The sequence below is a fragment of the Acinetobacter sp. ACNIH2 genome, from assembly GCF_002934965.1.
In the GTDB taxonomy this organism is placed as follows: Bacteria; Pseudomonadota; Gammaproteobacteria; order Pseudomonadales; family Moraxellaceae; genus Acinetobacter; species Acinetobacter tandoii.
Genome location: NZ_CP026412.1, coordinates 3641168 through 3665519, shown reverse-complemented (window position 1 = coordinate 3665519; position 24352 = coordinate 3641168). Strand labels below are relative to the sequence as shown.

The 24352-nt window shown below is 39.3% G+C and carries 24 protein-coding genes, 1 other RNA gene and 2 pseudogenes; 20 read left to right on the top strand and 7 right to left on the bottom strand.

The features are described 5' to 3' along the window. Positions 1–14 precede the first annotated feature (14 nt). The 11 genes from pyrH to lpxA all read left to right on the top strand — a co-directional run bounded on the left by pyrH (position 15) and on the right by lpxA (position 10931). Positions 15–743, top strand: coding sequence for a UMP kinase (gene pyrH / locus C3F34_RS17510; protein ID WP_016167716.1), 729 nt, complete (start codon positions 15–17; stop codon positions 741–743). A gap of 79 nt (positions 744–822) precedes the next feature. Then, entirely contained in the window at positions 823–1377 is a 555-nt protein-coding gene (gene frr / locus C3F34_RS17505) for a ribosome recycling factor (protein ID WP_016167717.1), read from the top strand. Positions 1378–1382: 5 nt separating this feature from the next. Beyond that, positions 1383–2135: a polyprenyl diphosphate synthase gene (gene uppS / locus C3F34_RS17500; protein WP_044740014.1), complete on the top strand. Its 753-nt coding sequence runs from the start codon at positions 1383–1385 to the stop codon at positions 2133–2135. A 3-nt stretch (positions 2136–2138) separates the two neighbouring features. After that, positions 2139–2963 carry a phosphatidate cytidylyltransferase gene (locus tag C3F34_RS17495; RefSeq protein WP_016167719.1) on the top strand — a complete coding sequence of 275 codons (825 nt, stop codon included), beginning with the start codon at positions 2139–2141 and terminating at the stop codon, positions 2961–2963. Next, entirely contained in the window at positions 2964–4160 is a 1197-nt protein-coding gene (ispC, locus tag C3F34_RS17490) for a 1-deoxy-D-xylulose-5-phosphate reductoisomerase (protein ID WP_104442209.1), read from the top strand. A 1-nt stretch (position 4161) separates the two neighbouring features. Continuing rightward, complete coding sequence (rseP, locus tag C3F34_RS17485) at positions 4162–5517, top strand: RIP metalloprotease RseP (protein ID WP_104442208.1); 1356 nt, start codon at positions 4162–4164, stop codon at positions 5515–5517. 37 nt (positions 5518–5554) lie between these two features. After that, positions 5555–8035: an outer membrane protein assembly factor BamA gene (gene bamA, locus C3F34_RS17480; protein WP_044740052.1), complete on the top strand. Its 2481-nt coding sequence runs from the start codon at positions 5555–5557 to the stop codon at positions 8033–8035. Between the two features lie 47 nt (positions 8036–8082). Next, positions 8083–8577 (top strand): OmpH family outer membrane protein, encoded by a 495-nt coding sequence (locus C3F34_RS17475; RefSeq protein WP_104442207.1) that lies wholly within the window; start codon positions 8083–8085, stop codon positions 8575–8577. A gap of 3 nt (positions 8578–8580) precedes the next feature. Then, the gene (gene lpxD, locus C3F34_RS17470) at positions 8581–9651 is read left to right on the top strand and encodes a UDP-3-O-(3-hydroxymyristoyl)glucosamine N-acyltransferase (protein ID WP_044740010.1); all 1071 of its coding nucleotides are present in this window, start codon (positions 8581–8583) and stop codon (positions 9649–9651) included. Between the two features lie 7 nt (positions 9652–9658). Further along, positions 9659–10135 carry a 3-hydroxyacyl-ACP dehydratase FabZ gene (gene fabZ, locus C3F34_RS17465; protein ID WP_104442206.1) on the top strand — a complete coding sequence of 159 codons (477 nt, stop codon included), beginning with the start codon at positions 9659–9661 and terminating at the stop codon, positions 10133–10135. Between the two features lie 7 nt (positions 10136–10142). Beyond that, complete coding sequence (gene lpxA / locus C3F34_RS17460) at positions 10143–10931, top strand: acyl-ACP--UDP-N-acetylglucosamine O-acyltransferase (RefSeq protein ID WP_016167726.1); 789 nt, start codon at positions 10143–10145, stop codon at positions 10929–10931. 38 nt (positions 10932–10969) lie between these two features. On the opposite strand, the gene C3F34_RS17455 is transcribed toward lpxA, so the two are convergent. Continuing rightward, positions 10970–11848: a YbgF trimerization domain-containing protein gene (locus C3F34_RS17455; RefSeq protein WP_044740051.1), complete on the bottom strand. Its 879-nt coding sequence runs from the start codon at positions 11846–11848 to the stop codon at positions 10970–10972. A gap of 285 nt (positions 11849–12133) precedes the next feature. Between C3F34_RS17455 and ffs the strand changes: the two genes are divergently transcribed. Further along, an RNA gene (gene ffs, locus C3F34_RS17450) (signal recognition particle sRNA small type) lies at positions 12134–12230 on the top strand. Between the two features lie 35 nt (positions 12231–12265). Here ffs and C3F34_RS17445 read toward each other — a convergent pair. The 4 genes from C3F34_RS17445 to C3F34_RS17430 form a co-directional block, all read right to left on the bottom strand. After that, positions 12266–12859, bottom strand: coding sequence for a regulatory protein RecX (locus C3F34_RS17445; protein WP_044740009.1), 594 nt, complete (start codon positions 12857–12859; stop codon positions 12266–12268). Between the two features lie 76 nt (positions 12860–12935). Continuing rightward, positions 12936–13982: a recombinase RecA gene (gene recA / locus C3F34_RS17440; protein ID WP_016167729.1), complete on the bottom strand. Its 1047-nt coding sequence runs from the start codon at positions 13980–13982 to the stop codon at positions 12936–12938. A gap of 148 nt (positions 13983–14130) precedes the next feature. Further along, complete coding sequence (locus C3F34_RS17435) at positions 14131–14571, bottom strand: RNA-binding S4 domain-containing protein (protein WP_016167730.1); 441 nt, start codon at positions 14569–14571, stop codon at positions 14131–14133. After that, the gene (locus C3F34_RS17430; protein ID WP_044740007.1) at positions 14564–15250 is read right to left on the bottom strand and encodes an HAD-IA family hydrolase; all 687 of its coding nucleotides are present in this window, start codon (positions 15248–15250) and stop codon (positions 14564–14566) included. The genes C3F34_RS17435 and C3F34_RS17430 overlap by 8 nt, the downstream gene beginning before the upstream one ends. 14 nt (positions 15251–15264) lie before the next feature. On the opposite strand from C3F34_RS17430, the gene C3F34_RS17425 reads away from it, so the two are divergent. The 3 genes from C3F34_RS17425 to C3F34_RS17415 all read left to right on the top strand — a co-directional run bounded on the left by C3F34_RS17425 (position 15265) and on the right by C3F34_RS17415 (position 19786). Further along, on the top strand, positions 15265–16122 hold the full coding sequence (locus tag C3F34_RS17425) for a 3'(2'),5'-bisphosphate nucleotidase CysQ family protein (protein ID WP_044740006.1): 858 nt from the start codon (positions 15265–15267) through the stop codon (positions 16120–16122). A gap of 52 nt (positions 16123–16174) precedes the next feature. Next, positions 16175–16909 (top strand): phosphoglycerate mutase family protein, encoded by a 735-nt coding sequence (locus C3F34_RS17420; protein WP_104442205.1) that lies wholly within the window; start codon positions 16175–16177, stop codon positions 16907–16909. A 183-nt stretch (positions 16910–17092) separates the two neighbouring features. Beyond that, positions 17093–19786, top strand: coding sequence for a M66 family metalloprotease (locus C3F34_RS17415; protein WP_171285017.1), 2694 nt, complete (start codon positions 17093–17095; stop codon positions 19784–19786). Between the two features lie 121 nt (positions 19787–19907). Here C3F34_RS17415 and rpsT read toward each other — a convergent pair whose 3' ends face one another. After that, a complete protein-coding gene (rpsT, locus tag C3F34_RS17410; RefSeq protein ID WP_016167735.1) occupies positions 19908–20174 on the bottom strand; it encodes a 30S ribosomal protein S20 in 267 nt (88 codons plus the stop codon). A 215-nt stretch (positions 20175–20389) separates the two neighbouring features. On the opposite strand from rpsT, the gene C3F34_RS17405 reads away from it, so the two are divergent. From C3F34_RS17405 to C3F34_RS17385, 5 genes and pseudogenes are all read left to right on the top strand, one after another. Next, positions 20390–21055 (top strand): nucleoside-diphosphate sugar epimerase, encoded by a 666-nt coding sequence (locus tag C3F34_RS17405; protein ID WP_044740005.1) that lies wholly within the window; start codon positions 20390–20392, stop codon positions 21053–21055. A gap of 12 nt (positions 21056–21067) precedes the next feature. Next, a pseudogene (locus C3F34_RS17400) lies at positions 21068–21187 on the top strand (putative 4-hydroxy-4-methyl-2-oxoglutarate aldolase); the annotation flags it as partial. Positions 21188–21234: 47 nt separating this feature from the next. Beyond that, positions 21235–22325 (top strand): IS4 family transposase gene (locus C3F34_RS17395; protein ID WP_104442269.1). Its coding sequence is split into 2 segments (ribosomal slippage): positions 21235–21775 and positions 21775–22325, totalling 1092 coding nucleotides; the frame shifts between segments, so codons are not numbered across the junction. A gap of 18 nt (positions 22326–22343) precedes the next feature. Then, a pseudogene (gene rraA / locus C3F34_RS17390) lies at positions 22344–22769 on the top strand (ribonuclease E activity regulator RraA); the annotation flags it as partial. Between the two features lie 24 nt (positions 22770–22793). Further along, positions 22794–23573 (top strand): glutathione S-transferase N-terminal domain-containing protein, encoded by a 780-nt coding sequence (locus tag C3F34_RS17385; protein WP_044740003.1) that lies wholly within the window; start codon positions 22794–22796, stop codon positions 23571–23573. A gap of 66 nt (positions 23574–23639) precedes the next feature. Here the strand turns inward: C3F34_RS17385 and C3F34_RS17380 are convergent, their stop codons facing one another. Further along, positions 23640–24338: an SIR2 family NAD-dependent protein deacylase gene (locus tag C3F34_RS17380; RefSeq protein WP_044740002.1), complete on the bottom strand. Its 699-nt coding sequence runs from the start codon at positions 24336–24338 to the stop codon at positions 23640–23642. Positions 24339–24352: the final 14 nt, after the last annotated feature.

The following is a 24352-nucleotide window of genomic DNA, read 5'->3' as shown; positions in this document are numbered from 1 at the left end:
ATTTGGAGTTTGGAATGTCAGATTCAAAGAATCCACGCTATTCACGCATCTTGCTAAAGCTTTCAGGTGAGGCGCTTGCGGGCAACAAGGACATGGGTATTGATGCGCAAGTATTAGACCAAATGTCTTTATCTATTGCACATTTGGTTGGCCTTGGTGTGCAGGTGGGTATTGTTGTTGGTGGTGGTAACTTATACCGTGGTAGTCAACTACAGAAAGATGGTTTGGTTGGCCGAGTAACGGGTGACCAAATGGGTATGTTGGCAACTGTTATGAATGGTTTGGCTATGCGCGATGCATTGGTACGCCGTAACATTAAAACACGTTTAATGTCAGCATTGCCAATTGGTACTGTGGTGGAATCATATTCTAGCCGTGATGCAATTCGTCACCTGACTCAAGGTGAGGTATGTGTATTCGTTGCAGGTACTGGTAACCCATTCTTTACAACAGATACTGCAGCATGTTTGCGTGGTATTGAAATTGAAGCTAGCCTCATCTTAAAAGCCACTAAAGTTGATGGTGTTTATAATAAAGACCCAAGCAAATTTGATGATGCAGTGAAATACGACAATTTAACATTCGATCAAGTGTTGGATGAAAAGTTGGGTGTCATGGATTTAACTGCAATCTGTTTGTGTCGTGACCATCATGTACCGCTTCAAGTATTTGATATGAACAAGTCTGGTGCGTTGCTTTCAGTGGTTATGGGTGAAAAAGAAGGGACTCACGTTACGAACTAATGTACGTGAGCCTGAAAGCTCTTTATACTACACGCTATTTTAGTAATGACATCTTTTAGAATTAAGTAAGGAAGATCATATGATTAACGATCTTAAAAAAGACGCAGAAGACCGTATGAACAAGTCACTTGACTCGTTGGAACATGGTTTTGCAAAGGTTCGTACTGGACGAGCGCATCCATCCATTCTGAACGGTGTAATGGTTCCTTACTATGGCTCTGATGTGCCTTTAAATCAGGTTGCCAACGTTGGTGTTGAGGATTCTCGTACACTTTTAGTTCAACCTTTTGAACGTTCAATGGTTGCGGCAATTGATAAAGCAATTCGCGAATCAGATTTAGGTTTGAATCCTATTACAGCAGATGCGATTCGTGTGCCAATGGCAGCATTGACAGAAGAAACACGTCGTGACATGCAGAAAGTTGCACGTAATGAAGCTGAAAATGCAAAAGTAGCAATTCGTAACATTCGTCGTGATGTGTTGGGTGATATCAAAGCATTGTTGAAAGAAAAAGAAATTTCTGAAGATGATGAGCGCCGTGCGGGTGAAGATATCCAAAAAATCACTGATAAGTTCGTTGCTGAAGTTGAAAAGCGTTTGGCTGCAAAAGAAGCTGAATTGATGAAGGTCTAAAATTAATGACCACATCTGAAGACACTACACATCTTCCAAAACATGTTGCCATCATTATGGATGGCAACAATCGTTTTGCCAAAAAAATGCAGATGCAAAAGGGTGCGGGACACCGTAAAGGTAAAAATGTCCTTGATCCAATTGTTGAGCATTGTCGAAAAAGAAAGATTCAAGCATTAACCGTTTTTGCATTTTCAAGCGAAAATTGGAACAGACCTCAGTATGAGGTGGATTTGCTGATGAATTTGTTGGAAGAAACAATTCATGAGCAAATCCCGCGCATGGAAAAATTTGAAATCGCTTTAAGATTTATCGGTGACCGTTCTCGTTTGTCTCCGCATTTACGTGAGTTAATGTTGCATGCTGAGCAAAGGACTGCTAAGTTCACTCAAATGACTTTAACCATTGCGGTAAGTTATGGTGGCATGTGGGATATGGCACAAGCTGCGCAACAAATTGCTCAGGAAGTCAAAGCTGGTAAGCTGGAAGTGAATCAAATTAATGCCGAGCTTATGGGGCAGTATATTAGTTTGTCGGATTTACCAGCTGTTGATTTACTGATTCGTACAGGCGGTGATTATCGACTGTCGAATTTCTTGCTTTGGCAAGCCGCGTATGCAGAATTATATTTTACTGAAACTTTGTGGCCTGAATTTGGTGTGCAAGAGTTTGATCATGCACTTGAGGTTTTTGCAGGGCGTGAACGTCGTTTTGGTAAAACATCTGAGCAAATTCAACAAGATAAATTTGAGAATTAATAAATGTTAGAGCGGATTATTACCGCCTTGGTATTGGTGGCAGTTGTACTTAGTTGTATGTTTGCTACTCAATCTCAGTATCCAATGTTGATGCTGATGATTGTTGCCGCTGGGGTTGCTGGTTATGAGTGGTTTAAGCTCATGCCGAGAAAAACAAATCATATTATTAAGCCTTTTGCATGGTGCTACGGTATTGTTACTGCTGCATTGGCAACTTTGGCTTTGTATTTTAAAGATATTGCACTTTTATTATGGTGTGCATCCATTTTATCTTGGTTAGTCAGTGTTTATTGGGTAAAAAATTATCCAGAATACGATGGTTGGTATAATAACAGTCTCTATTTTTCAGGATTTATTTTAGTTTCTGCTGCCGTAACAGCAATTTTCGCGCTATGGGTGAGTTCTCCATGGTGGTTAATGTATCTGTTCTTGTTGGTTTGGGGAGCAGACAGTGGTGCATACTTTGTTGGGCGTAAATTGGGTAAGAAAAAACTTGCGCCAGATGTAAGTCCAAATAAATCCGTTGAAGGGTTGTATGGTGGCATTTTAACCTCAATGTTGATTGTAATTGTTGTTGAAGTTTTATATCTAGACTTAACGTTAGCGCAACATATTTTGTTCCTGATTCTCTCTATAGTCACTGTGTTTAGTTCAGTCTTGGGAGACTTGTTTGAGTCCATGATTAAACGCCGAGCGGGAATTAAGGATTCTGGTCGAATCTTACCTGGGCATGGCGGTGTATTAGACCGTATTGATTCTTTGCTTTCTGCAGCGCCAATATTTGCTGCGGGGATGTATGTGTTAAAACTAATTGGCGTAGATTTGTAAATGTCACAAGCAGTTTGTATCTTAGGTGTAACGGGTTCTATTGGGCAAAGTACCTTAAAAATACTGCAACAGCATCCTGAAGATTATTCTGTTTTTGCAATAACGGCATACAGTCGAATTCAAGAATTGGTGCAGATTTGCAAACAGTATCGCCCCAAAATTGTGGTTATTCCATCTGCCAAAGAGCGAGAGTTACGACAAAGCTTTGCGCAAGAAAATATTAATGATATCGAAATTTTATTTGATGAAGCGGGCTTAGAAGCAGTTGCTCGTCATCCCGATGTCGATGTGGTGATGGCTGCAATTGTCGGAGCGGCGGGCCTATTGCCAACTTTGGCCGCGGTTAAAGCGGGTAAGCGAGTACTGCTTGCCAATAAAGAAGCCTTGGTCATGTCTGGTGATTTGATGATGCAGGCTGCTCGGGAGCATCAAGCCTTATTATTGCCCGTAGACTCTGAGCACAATGCAATTTTCCAATGTCTACCTGAACAATATTTGAATGTAGAACGTAATGGTCAGCCTAAACTGGGTGTTTCGCGTGTTTTATTAACAGCATCTGGTGGGCCATTTCTTCATCATTCTCTAGAAGAGTTGAAAAGTGTTACACCTGAACAGGCCTGTAAGCACCCTAACTGGTCTATGGGGCAGAAGATTTCTGTTGATTCTGCGACTTTGATGAATAAGGGGCTTGAATTAATCGAAGCGTGTCATCTTTTTGCAATTTCAGAACATTTTGTAACAATTGTTGTTCATCCACAGAGTATTATTCACTCCATGGTGCAATATGTTGATGGTTCAACTTTGGCGCAAATGGGGAATCCGGATATGTGTACTCCAATTGCTCATGCTTTAGCTTGGCCTAAGCGTATTAATACCCATGTTCCAGCTTTGGATTTATTCGTAAACCATCAGCTTGATTTTCAAGAGCCAGATACAACGCGCTTTCCTGCTTTAACCTTGGCTCGCCAATCTATCCAAGCGGGTGGCTTGGCTCCTACAGTTTTAAATGCAGCAAATGAAATAGCGGTGGCATCTTTCTTGCAAAAACAGATTGGTTTTACCGATATTCCTGTGGTGGTTGAACATACGTTGAATCAAGTTGAAAATGGTTCTGCGGATTCAATAGATTTAATCTTACAAGTGGACTCAACTGCCAGATCTATTGCTCAGCAGTTTGTAAGCAGTAAAGGAAGCTAAAATGAATGCCTTGTTTATTATTGTTGCAGCAATTTTATTGCTCGGGCCTCTTATCGCGATTCATGAGTTCGGACATTATTTTGTAGCACGTAAACTCGGCGTTAAAGTTTTGGTTTATTCGATTGGCTTTGGGCCAACTGTGTTGAAATGGACATCTAAGAAGTCAGGTATTCAATATCAATTGTCTGCTTTGCCTTTAGGTGGCTATGTCAAAATGTTGGATGAGCGTGAAGGTAATGTGGCGGAAGCTGATTTACCTTATGCATTTAACCGTCAACATCCATGGAAGCGTATTGCGATTGTAGCCGCAGGACCGCTGATCAATCTTATTTTTGCAGTGTTATTATTTTGGGTGCTATTTTTACCTGCACAAGAACAATTAAATACACGTGTGGGTAAGGTCTTGGTGAATTCACCTGCCGCAACTGCCCAAATGCAGGTCGGTGACAAGATTACAGCTGTTGATGGCGCTAAAACCTCAACTTGGGAGCAATTGAATTTTGCTTTGGTTGATCGTGCTGGCGAATCGGGGGTCATTCAGATTGAAGCAGATCGAAATGGTCAAGCAAAGTCTTTTGAGCTTCCTATTCAGAATTTCTTAAAAGATCAAAATCAATCGCCATTGGATAGTTTGGGCTTTATTCCATATCGCCCGTATATTCCTGCAACCGTCATGAAGTTAAGTGAAGATGGTGCAGCGATTCGACAGGGAATGAAAGCGGGTGATCAGATAGTTGCAATTGATGGCGTAAAAATGAAAGATTGGTTTGATGTTGTTGAGGTAGTTCAAGCCTCACCTGAAAAACTACTCAAAATTGATGTATTAAGACAAAATCAGTTGGTGCATTTAGAAGTGATGCCTCAAGGTAAGCGAGACAACATGGGTAACGTGTCTGGTGTGCTTGGTGTGCAAAACAATCCTGGTCAAGTGGTCATTCCTGAGGAATATAAGCAAACGATTCAATATGGCCCTGTAGAAGCATTTGGAAAAGCGCTTGATAAGACAGGGCAAATCAGTACCATGATTTTGAACTCTATCGTTAAGATGGTTCGTGGTTTAATTGGTTTGGAAAACTTATCGGGTCCAATTACGATTGCAAAAGTCGCTGGACAAAGTGCTGAAATGGGATGGCAAACGTTTATTTCTTTTATGGCATTGATGAGTGTTAGTTTAGGAATATTAAACTTATTGCCGATTCCTATGTTGGATGGTGGGCATTTAGTGTACTACTTTGTGGAATTGATTCGTGGTAAACCTGTTTCTGAACAAATACAATTGGTTGGTTTAAAAATTGGTATGGTACTGCTGGGTAGCATGATGCTCCTTGCATTATTTAATGACTTTATGCGTTTATAACAACGTCGCTTTGAAATTAACATCGGAAAAGACTGGCATGCAGCACACACATTTATTTATGCCTTTGGCACTGGTTAGTGCTATGGCAGCAGTACAACAAGTATATGCAGCGGATGAATTTATTGTCCGTGATATAAAAATTGATGGACTCGTTCGTTTAACTCCTGCCAATGTGTATACCATGTTGCCAGTACATAGTGGTGATCGTGTTGATGATCAGGCTATTTCGAATTCAATTCGTGCATTGTATGCTTCAGGCATGTTTGATGACATTAAGGCATCGAAAGAAGGCGATACGCTTGTATTTAAAGTGATTGAGCGTCCGCTTATATCTAAAGTTGAGCTGAAAGGCAATAAACTTATTCCCAAAGAAGCTTTGGAAGAAGGCTTGAAAAAAATGGGTTTGGCTGAAGGTGAAGTGTTAAAAAAATCAACACTTCAAACAGTTGAGTCTGAATTAGAGCAACAATATGTTCAGCAAGGTCGTTATGATGCTGATGTAAAAGTGACAACTACAGCAAAACCCAATAACCGTGTAGATTTATTACTCGAGTTTAATGAGGGTAAGGCTGCTAAAGTTGTCGATATTAATGTTATTGGAAACACCGTTTTCAGCGATAGTGATATTCAACAAGCTTTTGCTGTAAAAGAAAGCAGTTGGAGTTCAATTGTTTCACGTAATGACCGTTATGCACGTGAAAAAATGGCTGCAAGCTTAGAGGCGTTACGTGCTTTATATTTAAATGCAGGTTATATCAACTTTGATATTACTAATTCTAGCTTGAACTTAAGTGAAGACAAAAAGCGAATTTTTATTGAGGTTTCTGTCAATGAAGGTCAGCAATTTAAGTTTGGTGAATCTAAATTTTTAGGAGATGCATTATATAAGCCTGAAGAATTGAAGGCGATGCAGATTTATAAGGATGGCTCGACTTATTCACAAGAAAAAGTAAATGCTGTAAAGCAATTGTTGTTACGTAAATACGGTAATGCAGGTTATTACTATGCGGAAGTGAATGTTGTTCCGCAAATTAATAATGAAACACGACAAGTCGATCTAAATTACTATATCAATCCAGGTCAGCAAGTGACTGTACGTCGTATTAATTTCACAGGTAATACCAAAACTTCTGATGAGGTATTACGTCGTGAAATGCGTCAAATGGAAGGTGCTTTAGCAAGTAACGAAAAAATTGATTTGTCTAAAGTGCGTTTAGAGCGTACTGGCTATTTTAAAACGGTTGATATTAAACCGACGCGTATTCCAAGTATGCCTGATCAGGTCGATTTGAATGTGAGTGTTGAAGAACAACATTCAGGTACAAGTACCTTGGCAGTGGGTTATTCACAAAGTGGTGGTGTTACATTCCAAGCTGGATTAAGCCAAACCAACTTTATGGGGACGGGTAATAGTGTTGCAATCGATTTGTCTCGTTCAGAAACTCAAGACTACTACAATCTCAGTGTAACCGACCCATACTTCACCATTGATGGTGTGCGTCGTGGCTACAACATGTACTACCGTAAAACCAAATTAAATAGTGACTATAACGTTAACAACTATGTGACGGATAGTTTTGGTGGGGGTATCAATTTTGGTTATCCAATTGATGAAAACCAAAGCGTTAGTGCGGGTTTAAATATTGATCAAACTGATGTAACGACAGGTCCTTATGTGTCGACTTATGTGCGTGACTATTTAAAAGCACATGGTGGTAAAGTCAAAAATACAGCAACTTACTGTACTGTTGATCAGGTATTAGATCCAGATACAAACACTTATGTTTGTCCTGATGGTAAAACCTCTGATCCATATGAATCTGAATTTACAGGTGATTTCCTTACATACAACCTAACACTCGGTTGGTCATACAATACACTGAACCGTCCAGTGTTCCCTACAACGGGTCAGTCTCACCGCGTCAATGCTGAAATTGCATTACCGGGTAGTGATGTTGAGTACCAAAAAATTACTTACGATGCACAGGCATTTTTGCCGTTAGGTAAGGACTTTGTTCTGCGTGGTTATGGTAAGTTGGGTTACGGTAATGACTTACCTTTCTATAAAAACTTTTATGCAGGTGGCTATGGATCGGTACGTGGTTATGACAACAGTACTCTAGGGCCAAAGTATGATGGTGTTTACTATAGTGAAACGAAGCAAAAAGACCCATCACCAGAAGAAGTGGGTGGTAATGCTCTAGTTCAATTTGGTACTGAGTTGGCTTTACCTTTACCATTTAAAGGTGATTGGACACGCCAAGTCCGCCCAGTATTGTTTGCTGAAGGTGCACAAGTCTTTGATACTCAATGTGATGTGTTTAGTACAGAAGCTGCAAAGAAAACATGTAAAGATGAATATGGTTTTGACTTAGGTAATATGCGTTATAGCGTGGGTGTAGGCTTTACCTGGATTACCATGATTGGTCCATTGTCGTTAAGTTATGCCTTCCCGCTAAATGACAAACAAGGCGATGAAACTAAAGAGCTTCAATTTGAAATCGGTCGTACTTTCTAAGTACGATCTTTCTTAAACCAAAGACAATATACAATAAGGCTTAATAAATGCGTAAAATAATCAAGGCATTGGCTTTTACTAGCATTTCACTCAGTTCAATGGTCCATGCTTCAGGCTATGGCGTGGTAGACCTAGAGCAGGTAGTAGAAAATAGTACTTATCTCAAAGCACAGAATGCAACGCTTCAACAGTCAATTAAGCCGCAAACCACTCGTTTAGAGCAGTTAGGTAAAGAGCTTGAGGCAATGAAACAAAAGGCTCAGACAAGTAAGCTTTCTGAGGCTGAAATGCAGAAAATGAGTGCGGAATACCAAACTAAGCTAAACGAGCTAAATGGTATTCAACAAGGTCTGCAAGGTAAAGTTCAAGCGTCTTTGCAAGTAATGAACAAGACATTGGATTCTCGTATTAAGCAAGTTGCTGAGCAACTGCGTAAAGAAGGTGGTTTAGATGTAGTGTTGAACAAAAACTCTGCACTTGCCTATGACGCTAAGTACGATTTAACTGATAAAATGATTCAAAAGGTTAATGCAATTAAGTAATCAATGAATCTTAACAAAAAAAGTTTAGAAGACCTTGCTCGTCTTGTTCAAGGCGAGTGTATAGGTCAATCCAATCTTGTTATTCAAGGTTTGGCGAGCCTCGATGCAGCATCTGCACAAAATATTTCCTTTGTGACAGATGAAAAGTATTTAGATAAGGCGCTTGCATCAAAAGCGGGTGCTCTTATTGTCACTCAGGCTTTACAAGAAAAATTGCATAGCCATCAAAACTTTATTCTTGTTCCCAATCCATATCTTGCTTTTGCAATTCTCACTCATGTGTTTGAGAAAAAGCATTATGATGTTGGTATAGAAAGTACTGCACAGATTCATCCTTCAGCAATTATTTCAGATTCGGCTTATATTGGTCATTACGTTGTGATTGGTGCACATTGCGTGGTTGGTGATAACACTGTAATTCAACCGCATGTACGCATTGATGATGATGTGGAAATTGGTAAAGATGGATTTATTGATTCGCATGTGACATTAACAGGCGCATGTAAAATTGGTGATCGTGTGCGTATCCATGCCAATACAGTGATTGGTGGAGAGGGTTTTGGTTTTGCACCTTATCAAGGTAAATGGCATCGTATTGCTCAATTAGGTTCCGTTCAAATTGGAAATGATGTTCGAATTGGTTCAAATTGTAGTGTCGATCGCGGTGCTTTGGATGATACCATTTTGGAACATGGTGTTAAGATTGATAACCTTGTGCAAATCGCACATAACGTTAAAATTGGTGAAAATACTGCAATTGCCGCAAAGAGTGGAATTGCAGGTAGTACAACAATTGGCAAAAACTGTATCCTTGCAGGTGGTTGTGGGGTAGTTGGACACATTTCAATTGCTGATAATGTGACAATTACAGGAATGTCAATGGTCACAAATAATATTTACGAAGCGGGAAGTTATTCTGGTGGTACGGGATTATTTGAAACACCGCAATGGAAGCGTACAGTTGTAAGGCTTCGACAATTAGCAGATGTGCCATTGACCCAATTAGTCAAACGACTTGATCATATGCAGACTCAAATTGAGTCCCTTGAATCAACTTTTAAATTGCGTAAATAGAAATATGATGACTGAGTCGACTTTACTATCATTTACGAAACCAGAATTGCCAATGCATATTCAGCAAATTCGTGAATATTTACCACACCGTTATCCATTCTTATTGGTTGATCGCATTGTTGATGTAACTGATAATGGGATTGTGGGTTATAAAAACGTTTCAATTAATGAAGAGTTCTTGCAAGGACATTTCCCGAATTACCCAATTATGCCTGGTGTATTAATTGTTGAAGCCTTGGCTCAAGTTTCAGGTATTTTGGGCTTTATTATGAACAATGAGAAACCAAGTGAAGGTTCTTTGTTCCTTTTTGCAGGTGCAGAGAAGGTAAGATTTAAAAAACAAGTGGTTGCGGGTGACCAACTTGTATTAAAATCTGAGCTGATTATGCAAAAACGTGGTATTTACAAATATAATTGTATTGCCACTGTTGACGGCGTAGTTGCGACAACCGCGGAAATTATGGTTTATCATCAGAAAGTATAGAGCAGGCATGAGCAATAACGAATTCATTCATCCAACCGCTATTATTGACTCATCAGCAGTAATTGCTCCAGATGTACAAATTGGGCCCTATTGTATTATTGGTCCACAGGTCACAATTGGAGCTGGTACAAAACTTCACTCACATGTTGTAGTTGGAGGTTACACGCGTATTGGTAAAAACAATGAAATTTTCCAGTTCGCGAGTATTGGCGAAGTATGTCAAGACCTAAAATATCAAGGTGAAGAAACCTGGTTGGAAATTGGTGATCACAACTCAATTCGTGAACATTGCAGTTTACATCGTGGTACTGTGCAAGACCAAAGCTTGACCAAAATTGGTAGTCATAACTTATTGATGGTAAATACCCATATTGCACACGATTGCATGGTAGGTGATCATAATATTTTTGCTAATAATGTAGGGGTAGCGGGTCACGTTCATATTGGTGATTACGTTATTGTTGGTGGAAACTCAGGTATCCATCAGTTCTGTAAACTTGCTTCATTTAGCATGATCGGCGGTGCATCTTTAATTCTGAAAGACGTGCCTGCTTATGTAATGGCTTCTGGTAATCCTGCACATGCTTTTGCAATGAATGTGGAAGGCATGCGCCGCAAAGGTTGGTCTAAAGAGGTTATTCAAGGCTTGCGTACAGCGTTTAAACTTATTTATAAAGAAGGTTTAACGACAGTTGAAGCTATTGAGCGTATCCGTCAGGAGATTTTACCTACGGTGGCTGAAGCTCAATTGTTAATTGATTCTCTGGAACAGTCTGAACGCGGTATTGTGCGTTAATTGATTGTAAAAAAAAGACACCTTAAGGTGTCTTTTTTTTACTTTTTGAAATAGCCTGCTTCTTCGCTTTTTGGATATTGTTTTAAGAGCTTTGCTTTGTATTGAGTTGCCAAAGCTGTATTACGGTCAACATCTTTGGCTATGCTATACAGTTGATAAAGTGCTCGTGAAGCTTTGGAAGATTGAGGGTACTGGTTGACTACAATATTATAATTTCGCTTGGCTTCGGTATAGTTAGTAGGTTCTATGGCTAAGTTGAATTCTGCTAACCAAAAATATGCATTACTAATATAAATGCTATTGGGATGGTTTTTGATAAAGTTTTGCATTGGAGCAATCGCTTTTTTCGCACCACCTTGTTTATATGCATCTAGTGCGACTGTGTAAGCGGCTTTTTCCAAATCTGGGGTTTGTTGTTGAGTGTTTGCTGTAGTTGTTGTATCTATGTTTGTAGCTTTAGTTGAGTTAGTTGCTACGGGTGCGGGATTACTTACATTATTTACTGCTGGAGCAGTGGTTGATGTGGTGGTGCTGGGAGAAGTATCTTGTTGATTATCCTCCGTTTGGGTGGCACTGTCAGGATCAACCTTTTGCTGTAATAATTCTAAACGTTGATCTAGGTCGGTATAGCGGTTGTTTAGATCATTTTTAAGTTGCTCAATCGTATTTTCTTGTTCTTCAATACGCCCACGCAGACTTCTAATATCATTTTCAAGTTGCTGATTTTTCTGCATCAGTTGCCAATTGATGTTGGTTGGTACACTGGCCTCTGCAACAGGGGTATTGGTTGAAGTTGAGCCATAGTTAGAACCAGAATCGTTTTGACTTAAACCGCGAGTTTCAATTGGGACGTTGGCAAAAATAGAACTGGTGCTGAGTAAGGTAAGTGCATAAATTGCATGCTTATATTGCATCATAAAAACATATCCATTTTGTATTACTTGCTTAAAGCCTTGAGTTTGTGTGGCTTTATTCATTTCATCTTGAACACATTTAAAATGTTCAAGTAGAGAAAAGCAATAAGTGTTTACAATCTTGTCGTATGTTTAAGGTAAACTTATCCTGCATGTCGAAGAAAAATGTCATAAATTAGTATTTTTGTATTTTAAATAATCAAATGAATAGCTTAGCTATATTAATTTAGATTAAAGGCTTGCAACTTGAGTAAAAATCTCTATACTCTGTTCTTGCAATGGTAGCCCTGCCGGTTACTTCGCAATTGCACTCTGCGAACCCCGCCAGGACCGGAAGGTAGCAACGGTAGTAGAATTGTGATGTGCCGAAGCTTTGCTGGTAGGGTTGCCACCATTTAATTTTATAGCATTTTATTATAATTATTCTTCATCTTCTTTTTTGTTAATTGCTTTCATAATCACGTCCATATCAAATCCTCTATATTGTAGAAAACGTATCTGTTTTGCTTTGAGTTTTGGATCTTTTTCGACAGTATTGCCAAATTTTTTGATTTTGAGTTGATAAGCTTGTTCAACCCAGTCGATTGCCTTTAGTTCTTCTTGAATCAGTTCACTATTAATTTTCTTATTTTTCAACGCTAATTTAATACGTTGCGGCCCTTTGCCTTTTCTTTTTTGGCTTGATAGCACAATGTCTGCTACGCGCTGATCACTTTGATAGTTCTGCTCGGACAATTCATTTACAAGATTTATGACTTCCTCACGACTTGCTGCGTAGGCTGCAAGCTTTTCAATCAGTTCGGCTTTGGAAAACTCTTTACGAGTGAGTACAGCAAAGGCGTAAGAACGTAAGCGTGAGCCTGTCAGCCCTATATTTTGGGAAGATACTGCTTCTATGCTGGCATCACTGTAATCCGTTGTATCGGGTAGTGATGACTGCTCAGGCTCAGAAGTTCCAAACTCTTGTTTTAGGCTCTGATAGTCAAGTAATTTGGGAAATTTAGATTGGCTCATAATTCTATAATCTAGATTGAAAAACGCCCCGAAGGGCGTTTAAGTGTAACAGGTATATTTCTAAGAGGCAGATGCTTTAAGCATCGAGCAAGAGGTCAGATTCATCCTCTTCTTCTTTGTCTTCTACAACACCACCCGTTGTTAATAATTGGTCACGGATAATGCGTTCCACTTCTTGCGCCAATTGTGGATTTTCTTCAAGGTGACGAATGACATTGTTTTTACCTTGACCAATTTTGTTCCCTTGATAAGAATACCAAGCACCTGCTTTTTGAATGATGTCTTGTTGAACAGCAAGATCAACCAATTCACCTAGTTGGTTAACGCCCTTACCATAAAGAATCTGGAAAAGAGCTTCTTTAAATGGGGGCGCCATTTTATTTTTAACTACTTTAACTTTGGTTTCTGAACCTATAATTTCGTCACCTTCTTTAACTTGGCCAACACGGCGAATGTCAAGGCGAACAGAAGCATAGAATTTTAATGCGTTACCACCAGTTGTCGTTTCAGGACTACCAAACATCACACCAATTTTCATACGAATTTGGTTAATGAAGATCACCATACAGTTCGAACGTTTGGCATTACCTGTAATTTTACGTAAGGCTTGGCTCATTAAGCGCGCTTGTAGCCCCATGTGTGAATCGCCCATTTCACCTTCGATTTCAGCGCGTGGTGTAAGTGCTGCAACAGAGTCGACTACGATTAAGTCAATTGCACCAGAACGTACTAGCATGTCTGCAATTTCGAGTGCTTGCTCACCATGGTCTGGTTGAGAAACTAAGAGGTTGTCAATATCAACACCAAGCTTGCGAGCATATTGTGGATCAAGTGCATGTTCAGCATCGATAAAAGCACATGTACCACCTGCTTTTTGACATTGTGCAATTGCTTGCAATGTCATGGTGGTTTTACCTGAAGATTCTGGACCGTAAATTTCAACAATACGACCCTTTGGTAAGCCACCAATACCTAGTGCGATATCGAGTGTCAATGATCCTGTTGAAACGGCTTCAACAGCTTGCACTGTATTATCACCAAGGCGCATAACTGTATTTTTACCAAACTGTTTTTCAATTTGGCTTAGGGCAGCATTGAGTGCCTTACTTTTATTCTCATCCATCTTACAACCTCAAAACTTTGTCACTTTACTTTTAACCTAAAGTGGATGTCTTACATTACAAGCGTTTTCCACTTCAGTATAGTGACAGAATTATTTCTGTTATTCTATGCCTGTTGTATCTTGTGCGACACAACATGACGCGACTAATTTAATCATCATTATATGACCAATGCTGGTCAAATTGCTGATCATTTTCTTGTTTAAATCTACTGATTTGTCGACGATCTTTTTTCGAAGGTCGATGATCAGGTCGAGCAAGATTATGCAATTTTCTTTGCGATGCAAGCAATTCTCTTTTTGCTAAACTGACTTCAGTTTCTTCATATAATTGCTGAGCAATAGGAGCAGGGCCACGCATATTAGAAATAGCTTTAATAATCACAGTTTTTTTCTCGAAACCTTGTTGGATGGTAAGTTCCATGCCTACACGGACTTCTTTAGAAACTTTGACGCGTTCTCCATCGAAATGGACTTTGCCGCCTTCAATTGCAGACTTAGCAATGCTTCGAGTTTTAAAAAAACGTGCAGCCCATAGCCATTTGTCGATACGTACAGTTTCGACAGGAAGATTTTGCTCTGCTTTAGGCATATTGCTTTTGTTCCTCAGCTTGTTCAAGTAAAGGGATTAGGTCTGTGAGTCTATCAATCATTGGGAAATTGGAATTCTCACGTACTAACCCTGTAGATGAGGGCTGTTGGATCGTAATCAAATGCTGTAGTCCAAATTTTTGTGCACCCAATAAAACTTTTTCAGTGTCATCAATAAAATAAGTTTGCTGCGCATCAAAAGGATGCAATTGGTGTAACTTTTCCCAGAATGCAGTAAATTCTTTGGCGTGCCCTAGAGTTTCACTGCTCACAATCACATCGAAATATTGCTCAATACCTGTTTGCTTAAGTTTAAACTCTAGACTGGCACAGTCTGCATTAGTGGCTAACCAACATGGATAATGATTGGCCTTTAGATATTCTAATAATTCAATACAGCCTTCACGGCGGCTTACTTTATGTTGCTGCTTTTTTTGTAATGCAAGCACATCAAAGCCGACTTTAGTCGACCAAAAATGTGAAGAATACCAGTTTAAAGTGTGGCTATGTTCTTGATAGAATTGGAATAGGACTTCTTTACTTTGTTCGATCGAACATTGATGCACTTCAGCATACTGAATGGGCACAAGCTGATTCCAAATCAGGTCATCATAAGCAAGATCGAGTAAGGTTCCATCCATGTCAAAAATGACTGGAGGTTTTTGAGAAAAGTTCGACATATATAAGGTGATCTATGTTTAACACAACAACAGCACCGCAAGACGCAATGATCTTGCAGCTTGTGCCCATTGTGACACAAGCGTGCGAAATTTTGCGAGAAGAATATCAACGCTATTGTGCTGGTGAGCAGTTTGATATCACCCAAAAGCATGATGATTCACCTGTCACTCAGGCAGATTTCAGAGTGAATCAATATATTACAGAAGCTTTGGCACAGCAATATTCAGATATCCCTTTGCTATCAGAAGAAGGTGAGTATGATCAACGCCAGCAATGGCATCAGTTTTGGTTGCTCGATCCCTTAGATGGTACTAAAGAGTTTTTGCATAAACGTCCTGAGTTCACGATCAATTTAAGTCTGGTTGAAGGTGTGCATACGGTTTTTGCAGTATTGGCAATTCCTGCTGAGCAGGTGATGTACTTTTGTCCTAGGCAAGGGATGCCATTGAAGTTAAATCTCAACAGTCAGCGGTGGTCTGTATATGAATTGGAACAGGCAATAACTACACCTGTGCATATAGGTTTAAGTCAAAGTACACAGCATAAGTCTGAATACACGGCATATTTAGATGTACTGAAAGATCTGGCTGCCTATGATGTATTTAAAGCAGGTAGTGCCTATAAGTTTTGTATGATATTGGAACATAAGGTGGATATTTACCCACGCTTTCATCCAACCAGCGAATGGGATACTAGTGCGGGACAATGTTTAATTGAGCGAATTGGTGGTGGATTGGTTGATTTTAAAGGGCGACCATTTGTCTATAACCAACGAGAGACTCTATTGAATGGTGGTTTTATTGCTTATCGGAATGCAGAGATGAAAGAACTCGCATTACAAGCACTTTCGGCAATGCAGAGTAAGCATTGAGCAAAAAAATTAAAATGTTATAGTGTAAGCTCGACGGAAGAATGATGGTCTTATGGCATTAGAACGACTCCCACATAGTATGCTAAAAGCAATCGATTTATTGCCAGATACACATACTCCAGTCACATTATTTACACGGCATTCCATTCGCGAAATGGTGAGCGGGCAAGGCTTGGCTGGTTATGATTTGCAGCTAACACCGCAAGGGCGTGATTTGGCGCTAGCATGGGGCGGACATTTAATTGCTCAAACAGGTCGAATTATTCAACATTGTATATCGAGTCCTATTCAACGTTGTGTGGATACGGCTGCTTTAATGATTCAAGGGGCAGATTCTATCAGCCTACAAAATAATACACATCATATTGAAATAGTGCAGCAAGGACTTTTGGTTGAACCAGGAAGTTTTGTACTTGATATTAAACAGGCGGGTCCTTATTTTCGGGAACAGGGTGCTTTAGGTTTTATCAACAGCTTTGTAAATAATGCTTTACCGGGAATGAAACACCCGATACGAGGTGTGGTTGATGTACTTGAATTAATTTATAACACGCATCCCCAACATCATAATGGGCTTAGCCTAGCTGTGAGCCACGATACCATCATTGCAGCAATTATTGCTGTAATTTCAGGTCGAAATGTTATTACTCAAGAAGACTGGCCACAAATGATGGAAGGCTTATTTGTTTGGTTTGAGGGAGATGAATTTTTAGATTCAAAACTAAAATGGATTTGGCGTGGTGAATTACATGAGTTGAATATTCGACAGTTCAATCAGCATCATTAAAAGAACCAAATTAACCTAAATTTTAAAATATCTGCTAGATCAGATATGTCTTTCATTACTCTCATTTTTTGTATTTTATAAAAGTATAATATATTATTTAAAATAAAATCATGTTTTTAAATGATTTAATTTACATTTGGTTTTTAGAATTTATAACAATTGGGGATTTTTGTGAAAAATGTGATGAATTACCATTCGCATGTTCTGAGTGTGTGTATTGCCTGTATATTATTGTCAGCATGTGGCGGTGGAGGAGGAGACTCCACTGGAGGAGGCTCTAAAAATCCAGATTCATCTGTTGATACTGCACCGAGTGAGCCTGTATATCCGGAGCCAACAAAAGATGTATTGGATGAGGAAACGTTGGGCTTTTATGATTATGACGCAACTTTTGCAACGCGAGTAATTCGTTCTGATTTGACAGGTTCATTTCAGGGTATGGTTCAATTTGCGCAAGCGCATGTAGTTGATCCGAGTGGTAATGAAGCTAAAAAAATGCCCCGACTTACCTCTGAACGTGAGGCATTATTGTTGCTTACCCCTACTGGTGCAATGGGTGATATACAGAGCTTAGAGCTTGAAATATATCAGGATGGTTTATTTGTACGAAAAGTTAAGCTGGATGATCCATCACAAATACCACTTTCAGATCAGAGTAATCAAGATCAACGACCACAGGTACTTTACAGTAAGCGAGCTTGGTCAGCTAAGTTAAATTGGAATGAAGTAAAACCTGGCCTGAAACTCAAATTTGTTGATGGGTCAGGTCGTGTGGGAGAGTTGCTGGAAACTCAAATTGACTTTGCTGCACCCGGTGTATTGGTATTGAATAATATCCGTTTAGGTCTGCTTACAGATCCACCTGTTTCTACAGGGCATTATATGTTGCTTGAACCTGAAAAGGCGGGCACGGATTATTTTCAAACCAATCCTGCCTCAGAAATGATTGTCGCAAAATATGATGACATGAAGCTAAATCGAGTCATGGTCGCGAATGGAACCATTTATGACATTAGTAGCGCGGTAGAGGGGGGTGTATATTCTGGTGATATGCGCGAAAATGTTGCGAAATCGACTTTTAGTGTTGGTATTAATTTGGCTAACTGGGGCGTGACGAGTGCTTCAATGGCAAGTCAGGAACAACCTCAACTCACTGAAAGTGTGATTGTGCATCATGCACGTGGTCAATATACCAATGGTATTCAAAACCACGGTTTGAGTGGCGGTAATGGTATGTTGACGCTAATTGATTCGATTGGTAATGAGTTTAGCCATGAAATCGGACATCATTATGGTTTGGGACATTATCCCGGCGCTGTTGAGACAAAAGATCAGCCAACCAATTACTTCTGGTCTGCACACCATGCAGACAGTGGATGGGGGTATATTTCTTTCCGCAATAAAATGCGCGGTAATCTTAATTGGAAATCGACCACTTTAGGTGATGGTAGTAATGGTGTTCCTAATTTCTTAAAGCTTTATCCATATAGTTGGGATGCGATGGCGGGTGGGTACACTGCAAGTTCAATTTCGCAGTTTACGCATTATACAGGCTACAGTACTTCTATTAAAATTCAGCCTCATTTTAATCGAGAGATGTGGGATCCGAGCTCACCAACAGGCTATACAAAGTGGAATGCAACAACCCGTAAAATGGAAGTTGTGCAACCCCGTGTTCCTAGCTCATCAAAAGTTTGGTATAACCGAACAGATGGTAATTATCTGAAACCTCGTTTATTCGGTGTTCCTGTATATACAATTTTAGGTGGATATGACCCTGAAAATCAGGTGGGTTTATTGTATCCAGCGGCACGAAGTAACTGGGGTAATGTATTTGATTTGCCTGAAGCAAATACGGCAGTAACTCAAGCAGCATGTTGGCTCAATATTCGTTCGGTAAGTGGTAATAAGACTGTTGCATTGGCGCCGAATCGCATGGATTCGACGAATAGTCCTGCAAATAAATTACACGTGAATCTGGCGATTTCTGATCAGCCCCAGCACGTCGATTTGTATTGTAAAAAAGCCAATCAGGCTGAAAAATTGCTTTCTAGTATTGATATTCCGACCTATGCTGAAGCGATGAAGCCTGTGGTGAAAATTGGTCGTGAAAATGGCTATGATGCTTTACGTAAAATTGAATTACCAAATTTAGAGCAAGAATTACTGGCTCAAAATGGCAAACCAATCGTAGCTTTATCAGCCCAAACTAAATTACTGTACGATTCTTATCGAACCAACCAAGAAGGGTTATCTGCCACTGCTCAGCAAGTACTTGCACAATATTCAGACCAACAGCAAAAAATCTACCGTTTAAACCGTTGGATGAATGTGTATGCACAGGATTTAGCTGCAAATAATGGAGCAGCTAAATCTGCTTTGGCTTTATTTATTCAGCAGTTAGGTTTAGAAACGGACTCTTTACTGAATCAACAAAGTACTTTACTGAATAGAACCAATTGCTTGAAAGTGGAGAAAACAACTTCGGGGCAATATAATCCTTATATTAGTGGTCCAACGGGGTGTACGGGGGATGACTCGGAGAAATGGATTTTAGATGCTTTGGGGCGTATTCATAGTAAATGGGCTGTGGATCAATGTTTAACCAGTAATGGAAGTGGTGGAAAAATTACACTTACTACGTGCTCAACGCAATTAAGCAGCCAAGTCTGGATCATGGCAGCAGATACTCAGTCTATTCGTCAAGGCAATCAGTGTTTTGATTTGAATCGTGGATATTTGGTTGATAATCGTGCTGATTTAATCCGTTATTCTTGTACAAATGGCGCGAATCAAAAGTGGAGTATGTTAACTCCGAATAATAATTTAATTTTATCGTATTTAAAGCCTAAAAACTTAGCTGTGCTGGTAAATTAAAGTTTGCGCTCCTTCACTGATGTGGGGGAGTGTATTTGATATCTTGTTAGAATTTATAGGTTGAATTATAAAGCTATAGATGTAAAAAAAAGCCCAGATGGGCTTTTTTTAATACAACAAATTAGTTAGCTAACGCTTTAACTTGTGCATTTAAGCGGCTCTTATGACGAGCTGCTTTGTTTTTATGGATGATACCTTTATCAGCCATACGGTCAATTACAGGAACAGCTTTTTTGTAAGCTTCTGTAGCAACTGCATGGTCACCAGCAGCGATAGCAGCTACTGTGCGTTTGATGTAGGTACGAACCATAGAACGCAAGCTTGCGTTGTGTTTACGTGCTTTAACGTTTTGACGAGCACGTTTTTTTGCTTGAGCAGAGTTTGCCACTCGTGCACTCCTTGAATTAGATTGGTCTGGGCGGGCTGAAATTCATACTGAAAACCAACATCAGCAGAACTATCACCAGCCCGTAAACAAGTGCCATATTTTGATTAAACACGACTACGAAGTCAAGTCTTGACATGCTTTGACAACATTTTAGATGCAGAAAAATGTTAAAGAAAACGTTAGATTACTCATAAAACATGGAGAACGGTCAAAAAATGATAAATTCGATTCAAAATGCAATTGTGATTGGTGCAACAGGTCTTGTAGGTCGGGCCTTAATAAAACAATTAAATGAATTAAGCAGTTGTGAACAAATTACGGCAGTGGTACGACATTACGATGTTGAGTTAAGTCAGTTGGAAAAAGTCCATCAATTTGTACTGGAAGATTTCTTGTTACTGAATGATGAGGATGTGCATGGTCATACTCATGCATTTAGTTGTTTAGGATCAACTTTAAAAAAAGCAGGCTCAAAAGCGCAGTTTTATAATATTGATTATGAAATAAATGCACATTTTGCAGATTTATTTGATGGATTAGAAGTACATTACTTGTTGGTGAGTGCACTTGGTGCCAATCCGAAGTCACCAATTTTTTATAATCGCGTTAAAGGTGAGCTAGAACAGCATATTCGTGAATTGGGTTTAGCGAAGACTTCAATACTACAACCTTCTTTATTGTTGGGTGAGCGATCAGAACAACGGTTGCTAGAAGGCGCTACTCAGCGCTTATATCAAAAGATGTCGCATTTGGTTCCAGATTCTTTTAAATATAAGCCAGTGACTGCGGAACAAGTGGCTCATACTATGGTCGTGGCAGCTCAATATCAAACTGAAAAGTTTGAAATTTATGATAATTTACGCATACAAAAAGCCAAATAAATGGAGAATGATGTGACAACAGTTCCTTTTGTAACTTGTGATTTATTAGATGATAACCCTGAAAAAGAACTTCAGGTGGTTACCCCATCGATGGATGGTAAATTTTTTCTTTGTACACGACAAAAAAAGACAACTCATTGAAATAATGGCATAATACTTGTTTTCTGACGACGAATATGATGACACATTTCAATGAGTTACATCTCATCTTAAACAAATATCTAAAGTGGAACAAGTCACGTGTAAAATGTTTTACACTGATTATGCTGGCATTAATTGTAAAACAGACATGTAATCTTTCTTCTGCATCTAAAGCCTTACCCATCACGTGCTTACCACAATCATTTTATCGACGTATACAACGCTTCTTTGCAGATCAGTATTTCGATTATCGTCAAATTTCTCAGTTAATTTTCAATATATTTTCATTCGATAAAGTCCAATTAACTTTGGATAGAACCAACTGGAAATGGGGAAAACGAGATATCAATATCTTGATGTTAGCCATCGTCTATCGTGGAATAGCGATACCTATTGTTTGGACATTGCTCAATAAACGTGGAAATTCAGATACAAAAGAGCGTATTGCTTTGATTCAACGCTTTATCTCCATTTTTGGTAAAGATCGTATTGTGAATGTGTTCGCAGACAGAGAATTTATCGGTGAGAAATGGTTTACATGGTTAATTGAAAATGACATTAACTTCTGTATACGTGTTAAAAAAACTTTATTGTGACCAATCACTTAGCCAAGAATCATAAAATTAGTGATTTATTTCGTCATCTTCAAGTTGGTCAAACAGAATGTCGTAAACGACGTATTTGGGTTGGTCGAGTGAAACTGTATATTAGTGCGCTACGATTAGAAGATGGAGAACTTTTACTTGTTGTTTCTCCTATGTTTAATGCTTCTGCTATTGGTGATTATGCATTACGCTGGGAAATCGAAACCTTATTTAGTTGTCTCAAAGGACGTGGATTCAATCTTGAAAATACTCGTTTAACAGACCCTAGACGAGTCAAGAAATTGATAGCAGTGCTAGCGATCGGTTTCTGTTGGTGCTATTTAACAGGTGAATGGCAACATGATCGAAAAAAAGCGATAAAACTAAAGAAGCATGGACGACTTTCAGTAAGTTTATTTCGCTACGGTTTGGACTATGTTCAGATGGCTATTCTACGTTTGATTGGTTTTGGAAAAAAAGAAGAATTTAAGAAAGTGCTAGCAATTTTAAGAAAGAAAAAGCCTGATAGGACAAGGGCCCTATGAAATTTGTCGTGTACAGAGAAATTTTTTAAAAGCTATGGGGCGCGCAAAACCTTTGGTGGTCAGGTGGTGACGGTCAAATGTTTTGAAGATAATTCGCGAGTCAAAGAGCTTTTAGCAACTGAAGGTGCTGGTAAGGTGCTCGTTGTAGATGGGGGAGCTTCAATGCGCTGCGCCTTGATGGGAGATCTGATTGCTGAGTCAGCAGTTAAAAATCATTGGAATGGCGTGATTATTTATGGATGTGTCCGTGATGTGGATGCCATTGCAGAATTGGATTTAGGTGTACATGCATTGGCTGCAATTCCACAAAAAAGTAATCGTAAAGGCATAGGCGAAACGGATATTCCACTCTATTTTGGTGGGGTAAGTATTCAATCTGGCGATTACATTTATGCCGATAATAATGGCATTGTGGTGGCTAAAGAACCATTGGTCGAACTATAAGACCATTAAAAATAAGGACAAAATATGGTGAATCATCAAATAAAAGTTGTTCAAGCTTTGGCTTCATCATTTGTGGAAGGTGGTCGAGGAGTCTCTGGTACAGCATTTCCAAAGCAACCAGAGAAATCATTGAAACTCTATGAATTTGAAGGTTCTCCATTTTGTCGCCGCGTGCGTGAAGTTTTAACTTTGTTAAATTTGGATTATGAAGTTTATCCATGTCCAAAAGGTGGAACAAAATATCGTAAAATCGTAAAGCAATTAGGTGGAAAAAAACAATTTCCTTTCTTCATCGATGAAAATACTTCAACGCAGATGTATGAGTCCCAAGACATTATTCATCATCTATTTGAACATTATGGGCGAACAGGGAAAACACCGAAAAAATTTGCGCATTATCCCAAAATTCCTGTTATGGCACTTGCTGGAACTATTATCAATGGCGCGCGTGGTGTTTGGGTGGATCAACGTATTGTCAACCGTGAAGCACCGCAGCAGTTGCTTGAATTATGGGGATTTGAGGCGAGCCCATTTACCCGTGTCGTTCGAGGTGTGTTAACGGAATTAGAGCTGCCATTTATATTTCATAATGTGGCAAAAGAGCGCTGGCAAGATATGGGACCTGCTGTATTACGTTTAAAGCCAGGAAAGTATATCCCAATTAAAGAGGGTAAACGTGAAAAGGTAATGCTGTTGATGGGACGTGATATTCAAGTGCCATATTTAGTTGACCCAAATACACAAGTAAAGATGTTTGAATCGGCAAAAATCGTCAACTACCTTAAAAAGCAATATGGTGCTTAGAATCTGGTGTATAAAAACTTGAACTCGGATTAGATAATGGAGAATAGTTTAATCTGAGTGTTAGGTTTAAGTGATCAATAGCTTGAATAATTGTTGCATGCCTTCGGTTGCGGTTTGTGCAATAAGCTGATACTGCGGAGGCATGGTTTGTTGATGCGCTTTAGGGTCAATATAATATGCTTTACAGTGTTGTGGAATTTCATGGATTAATCCTGCAACAGGATATACCTCTAAACTTGAACCGATCACAATAAAAATATCTGCGTGTTGTACAATTTTTTGTGCTTCGTCATAAGCAGGTACAGCCTCACCAAACCAGACCACATGCGGTCGCAATGCGTAGCCTAAAGGGCAACGATCTGTTTCTAAGTTCAGTTCCCAGCCTTCTATAGGGTAAAACTCAGTAGCATATTCGGCATGAGGTCCAGAACTCTTGGCGAAGCGGATATTGCCATGTAAATGTAATACATTGTCATTACCTGCACGTTCATGCAGATCATCAATATTTTGTGTAATGACATTGAGATGATAGTACTGTTGTAATTGGGCAATCAGTTGATGAGCACGATTCGGCTGAGCGTGTAAAATATGTTTACGTCGTTGGTTATAAAAATCTTGAACCAATTGTGGATTTCTGGCCCAAGCTTCAGGTGTGGCAACCTCTTCAATGTTGTAATTTTCCCAGAGTCCGTCGTGATCACGAAAGGTTTGAATGCCACTTTCGGCACTCATACCTGCACCTGAAAATATCACTAAGTTTTGCATGATTTCCTCATTGT